Raw genomic sequence first — 4,859 nt, forward strand, 5'->3', positions numbered from 1 at the left:
CCGCCTGGCCCTTCTTCGCCAGAACCTTCGTAATCGCCGCCGTCAGAGACGTCTTCCCGTGGTCAACGTGGCCAATCGTACCAATATTACAATGCGGCTTCGTACGCTCGAATTTTGTCTTGGTCATGGTCTGCTCCTGTCCTTCTCTGTGATGTCAGCCTGCCAGCTTCGCACGGACTTCTTCCGCAACGTTCTGGGGAACAGGCTGGTAATGGTCAAAGTGCATCGAATACTGGGCGCGTCCCTGGGTCATGCCGCGCAGCGTGTTGACGTAGCCGAACATGTTGGCCAGGGGAACCTTGGCCTCGATCACGCGGGCATTGCCGCGCTGGTCCATGCCATTGATCTGGCCGCGGCGGCTGTTCAGGTCGCCGATGACATCGCCCATGTAATCCTCGGGCGTGACAACCTCAACCCTCATGACCGGCTCGAGCAGGATGGGACCGGCTTTCTGGATCCCTTCCCTGAACGCTGCACGGGCGGCGATTTCGAAGGCCAGCGCCGACGAGTCAACGTCGTGATAGGCGCCATCCACCAGCGAGATCCTGAAGTCAATCACCGGGAAGCCGGCAATGACGCCTGTATCCTTTGATGCTTCCAGGCCCTTTTCGACACCCGGGATGTATTCCCTGGGAACGGAGCCTCCAACGATCTTGCTCTCGAACTCATAGCCCTTGCCGGCTTCCTGGGGTTCGAACACCAGCCTGATGCGGGCGAACTGACCCGAGCCGCCCGATTGCTTCTTGTGGGTGTAGTCCACCTCGGCGCGCTTGCTGATGGTTTCGCGATAGGCCACTTGGGGGGCACCCACGTTGGCTTCTACCTTGAACTCGCGCTTCATGCGGTCCACGATGATTTCCAGGTGCAGCTCGCCCATGCCCTTGATGACCGTCTGGCCGCTTTCCTGGTCTACAGTGACCCGGAAGGATGGATCTTCTGACGCCAGGCGCTGGAGCGCCGTTGACATCTTTTCCTGGTCGGCCTTGGATTTCGGCTCCACGGCCACCTCGATCACCGGCTCGGGAAATTCCATCCGCTCGAGAATGATGGGCTTGTCAGGATCGCACAGGGTATCCCCCGTGGTCGTATACTTGAGGCCTGCCACGGCCACAATATCTCCGGCCCCGGCTTCCTCGATATCCTCGCGCTGATTTGCGTGCATCAGCAGAACACGGCCAATACGCTCGCGGTCTTCCTTGACGGAATTGAGGACGTAGGAACTCTTTTTCAGAACTCCGGAGTAGATACGAACGAAAGTCAGCGATCCTACAAACGGGTCGGTCATGATCTTGAACGCCAGACCCGAGAACGGCGCATCGTCCTTTGCCGGGCGGCTGTCAGACTCACCGCCTTCCTTCACGCCCTTGACGTCCGGAATGTCCAGCGGGGAGGGCAGATAATCCACCACGGCATCCAGCATGGGCTGGACGCCCTTGTTCTTGAAGGCAGAACCACACAGGATCGGCACAAACTTGAATGCGATCGTTCCTTTGCGGATACATTTCTTCAGCACATCCAGGGAGGGCTCCTGACCGCCCAGATAGGCCTCCATGGCTGCATCGTCCATTTCAACAGCCGTCTCGACCAGCTTTGTCCGGTATTCCTGGGCTTTCGCCTTCATGTTGTCCGGAATATCAGCTTCGTGGAATTCGGCGCCCAGGGAATCGTCCTTCCAGATGATGGCTTTCATCTTGAGAAGATCCACCACGCCCACAAATTCGGCTTCGGATCCGATGGGCAGCTGGGTCACCAGCGGCACCGCGCCCAAGCGGTCGATGATCATGTCCACCGTGCGGTAGAAGTTCGCACCGATGCGGTCCATCTTGTTGACAAAACACATGCGCGGCACGTGATACTTGTCGGCCTGGCGCCAGACGGTTTCCGACTGGGGCTCAACGCCGGCCACGCTGTCGAACACCGTGACGGCGCCATCCAGCACACGCAGGGAGCGCTCGACCTCGATGGTGAAGTCCACGTGGCCTGGCGTGTCGATAATGTTGATGCGATAGTCGTCCTTTTTCGGACCACCCTTCCAGAAACAGGTGATAGCGGCGGCAGTGATGGTGATGCCGCGCTCCTTCTCCTGTTCCATCCAGTCCGTCGTGGCGCTGCCTTCGTGCACCTCGCCAATCTTGTAGGACTTGCCGGTGTAATACAGGATGCGCTCGGTCGTGGTGGTCTTGCCGGCATCAATATGGGCCATGATGCCGATGTTCCGGTAGCGTTCCAGCGGTGTTGCGCGTGCCATGTCAAAATCCTGAAAACTGCAGTTAAGCCTGTACTACCACCGGAAAAATGCAAAGGCCTTGTTGGCCTCGGCCATCTTGTGGGTGTCCTCGCGCTTTTTCACGGCCGAGCCCCGGTTGTCGATGGCATCCATGATCTCGCCGGCCAGTTTGTCCGTCATGGTCTTTTCGCTGCGGTTGCGGGCCGCATCGATAATCCAGCGGATGGCAAGGGCTGTGGCCCTTTCCGGACGAACCTCGACCGGAACCTGGTATGTGGCGCCACCGACGCGGCGGGAGCGCACTTCCAGGTACGGCTTGACCTTGTCCAGCGCCTCATGGAACAGCTTCAGCGGATCATCGGTCTTCTTTTTCTTTGCGACAATCGCAAGGGCGCCGTAGACGATCTTCTCGGCAACGGATTTCTTTCCGTTGCGCATGAGGCAGTTCATGAACTTGGTGACGATCTGGTCACCAAAGCGGGCATCGGGAAGAACCTGACGTTTTTCTGCGCGACGACGACGTGACATTCTGCAAACTCCTTACTTGGGACGCTTGGCGCCGTATTTGGAACGGCGCTGCCTGCGGTCCTTGACGCCCTGGGTATCGAGCGTACCGCGGATGATATGATAGCGGACACCGGGCAGATCCTTGACACGGCCGCCGCGGATCATGACCACCGAGTGCTCCTGGAGGTTATGCCCCTCCCCCGGGATATAGCTGGTCACCTCGAACCCGTTGGTCAGGCGCACACGCGCCACTTTACGCAAAGCCGAGTTCGGTTTTTTCGGAGTCGTTGTATAGACCCGGGTGCACACGCCCCTTTTCTGGGGACAGGCCTTCAGCGCCGGGACCTTGTTGCGCGCCCCGATGCGGGTACGCGGCTTACGGATCAACTGGTTGATCGTTGGCATTGACGTGTCATTCCTTCACATATTGGGCCGGGCCGCAGGGCCAGACCGTGGTTTGCGCCTCTGCCCGGGCCCTGCACGTTTCCGGAGACGCGAAAAACGATTCGTCACAAGGCCCTGGCCTCGCGGGAACCGTGTCTCCAGACGCCGTCCGAAATGCAAAACGGGCTCGGGTGCGGCTATTTTACAGGACTTTCAGGGGACCGGGACAAACGCTGCCCCTGTCCTTCCGGAAGCAGGCGCACCATAAGCATCCCCCTGACCTGCGTCAACGGTATTTCGCCTGCGCCGGAAATTTTTTATACATGTCTGAAACAAACTAGGAGGGAATCACCATGGAAAACAAACGCCGGCTGATTGCTGGAAACTGGAAGATGAACGGCCTGAAAGCCGATGGCCTGGCGCTCGCGAAGGGCATCCACGAAGCGCTGCAGAAAGCCGGACCGCTGCCGGATGTGGTGCTGTGTCCGCCGGCCACGCTGCTGGCCCTGGTGGCGGACGCCCTTGCCGGAAGCCCGGTAAGCGTGGGGGGGCAGGACTGCCACCCGGAATCCAAAGGAGCCTTCACGGGAAACATCAGCGCCCCCATGCTGGCGGATCTGGGCTGCAGCCATGTCATCGTCGGCCATTCCGAGCGCCGACAGCATCATGGCGAAACTGATGATCTGATTCGCCGCAAGGCCGAAGCGGCCCACGCTGCGGGACTGGTTCCCGTTGTGTGCGTGGGTGAAACGCAGGAGCAGCGGGATACCGGCCAGGCTTTCTCCACGGTTGAGGACCAGATCCGGCTGGGCATTCTGCCGGCCCTGCCGCCCGATGGTCTGGTGGTGGCTTACGAACCGGTCTGGGCCATCGGCACCGGCCGGGTGGCCACTGCAGACGATATCGGGGCCATGCATACCCGCCTGCGCGGATGGCTGAAAGACCACATGCCGGGCGGGGAGCGCGTACGCCTGCTGTACGGCGGATCCGTCAAGGCTTCAAACTGCGGCGAGATTTTCCGGGTAGCTCACGTAGACGGCGCGCTGGTGGGCGGCGCCAGCCTTCTGGCGGAAGAGTTTGTGGCCATTGTGAAAGCCGCTGTGGCGACTCCGGCCTGATCAGTGCAGGTGCCTCGAGGGACGCAAGGAAGGTGAAGGAGAAACAGTCCTGATTCCCAGAAGGTTTTTCCAGCGCCCTGCCAAGACTGGATCCTTCGTTTTCAGCTTTTCAAGGGAAGCTTCCAGAAGCCTGGATTCGTGGGGATGTTTCCTGGTGACGCTGAGGTCTTCCTGCATATCCAGCTTCCTGATGTTTTCAACCCAGGACTGGAGGAAGAGTCTGAGGACGGAATCACGGGGGGACTGGACCAGACGATAGATAGCATGGGCCGCCAGGGTCATCATGGGCCCGGCGCTGTCTCTTTCGCGGGCAATGTCCATGAGCGTACGGACGCTGTTGAAAAGGACAGAGTCCCTGTATTTCCCGTCCCTGCCCGCAGCTTCCAGCATAAGACCGGACAGCCGGAGGATATCCTCGACCGGATCTGTTACAGGATCTGCATTCCGGCTGGCCAGCCTGAGGACATGTCTTTCTGCACCCACGGACAGAGCATGCAGATGTCCCACCAGGAATTCCGGATGAGCGGCCGGACAGGGGAGGACCGTGCGGGCCAGATTCAGCGCCTCCATCAGGAATACCAGACTGTCAGCCTGGACCAGAGCACTCAGGGTCCTGTCTGTCT

The 4,859-nt window shown here is 59.8% G+C and carries 6 protein-coding genes; 1 reads left to right on the top strand and 5 read right to left on the bottom strand.

Features of this window, described 5'->3' with window-relative positions; translation table 11 throughout:
* The 4 genes from M3O22_08600 to rpsL form a co-directional block, all read right to left on the bottom strand.
* On the bottom strand, positions 1-127 hold a 127-nt coding region (locus M3O22_08600), incomplete at its 3' end, for a GTP-binding protein (GenBank protein MDP9196801.1).
* 27 nt (positions 128-154) lie between these two features.
* On the bottom strand, positions 155-2,248 hold the full coding sequence (gene fusA, locus M3O22_08605; protein MDP9196802.1) for an elongation factor G: 2,094 nt from the start codon (positions 2,246-2,248) through the stop codon (positions 155-157).
* A 33-nt stretch (positions 2,249-2,281) separates the two neighbouring features.
* Positions 2,282-2,755, bottom strand: coding sequence for a 30S ribosomal protein S7 (gene rpsG, locus M3O22_08610; GenBank protein ID MDP9196803.1), 474 nt, complete (start codon positions 2,753-2,755; stop codon positions 2,282-2,284).
* Between the two features lie 12 nt (positions 2,756-2,767).
* Entirely contained in the window at positions 2,768-3,139 is a 372-nt protein-coding gene (rpsL, locus tag M3O22_08615) for a 30S ribosomal protein S12 (protein MDP9196804.1), read from the bottom strand.
* Between the two features lie 332 nt (positions 3,140-3,471).
* Here rpsL and tpiA point away from each other — a divergent pair, with 332 nt between their 5' ends.
* The gene (tpiA, locus tag M3O22_08620) at positions 3,472-4,236 is read left to right on the top strand and encodes a triose-phosphate isomerase (protein ID MDP9196805.1); all 765 of its coding nucleotides are present in this window, start codon (positions 3,472-3,474) and stop codon (positions 4,234-4,236) included.
* Here tpiA and M3O22_08625 read toward each other — a convergent pair.
* The coding region (locus M3O22_08625; GenBank protein ID MDP9196806.1) for a hypothetical protein at positions 4,237-4,859 on the bottom strand (623 nt) is incomplete at its 5' end.

This window comes from Pseudomonadota bacterium (genome assembly GCA_030775045.1).
Classification (GTDB): domain Bacteria; phylum Pseudomonadota; class Alphaproteobacteria; order JALYJY01; family JALYJY01; genus JALYJY01.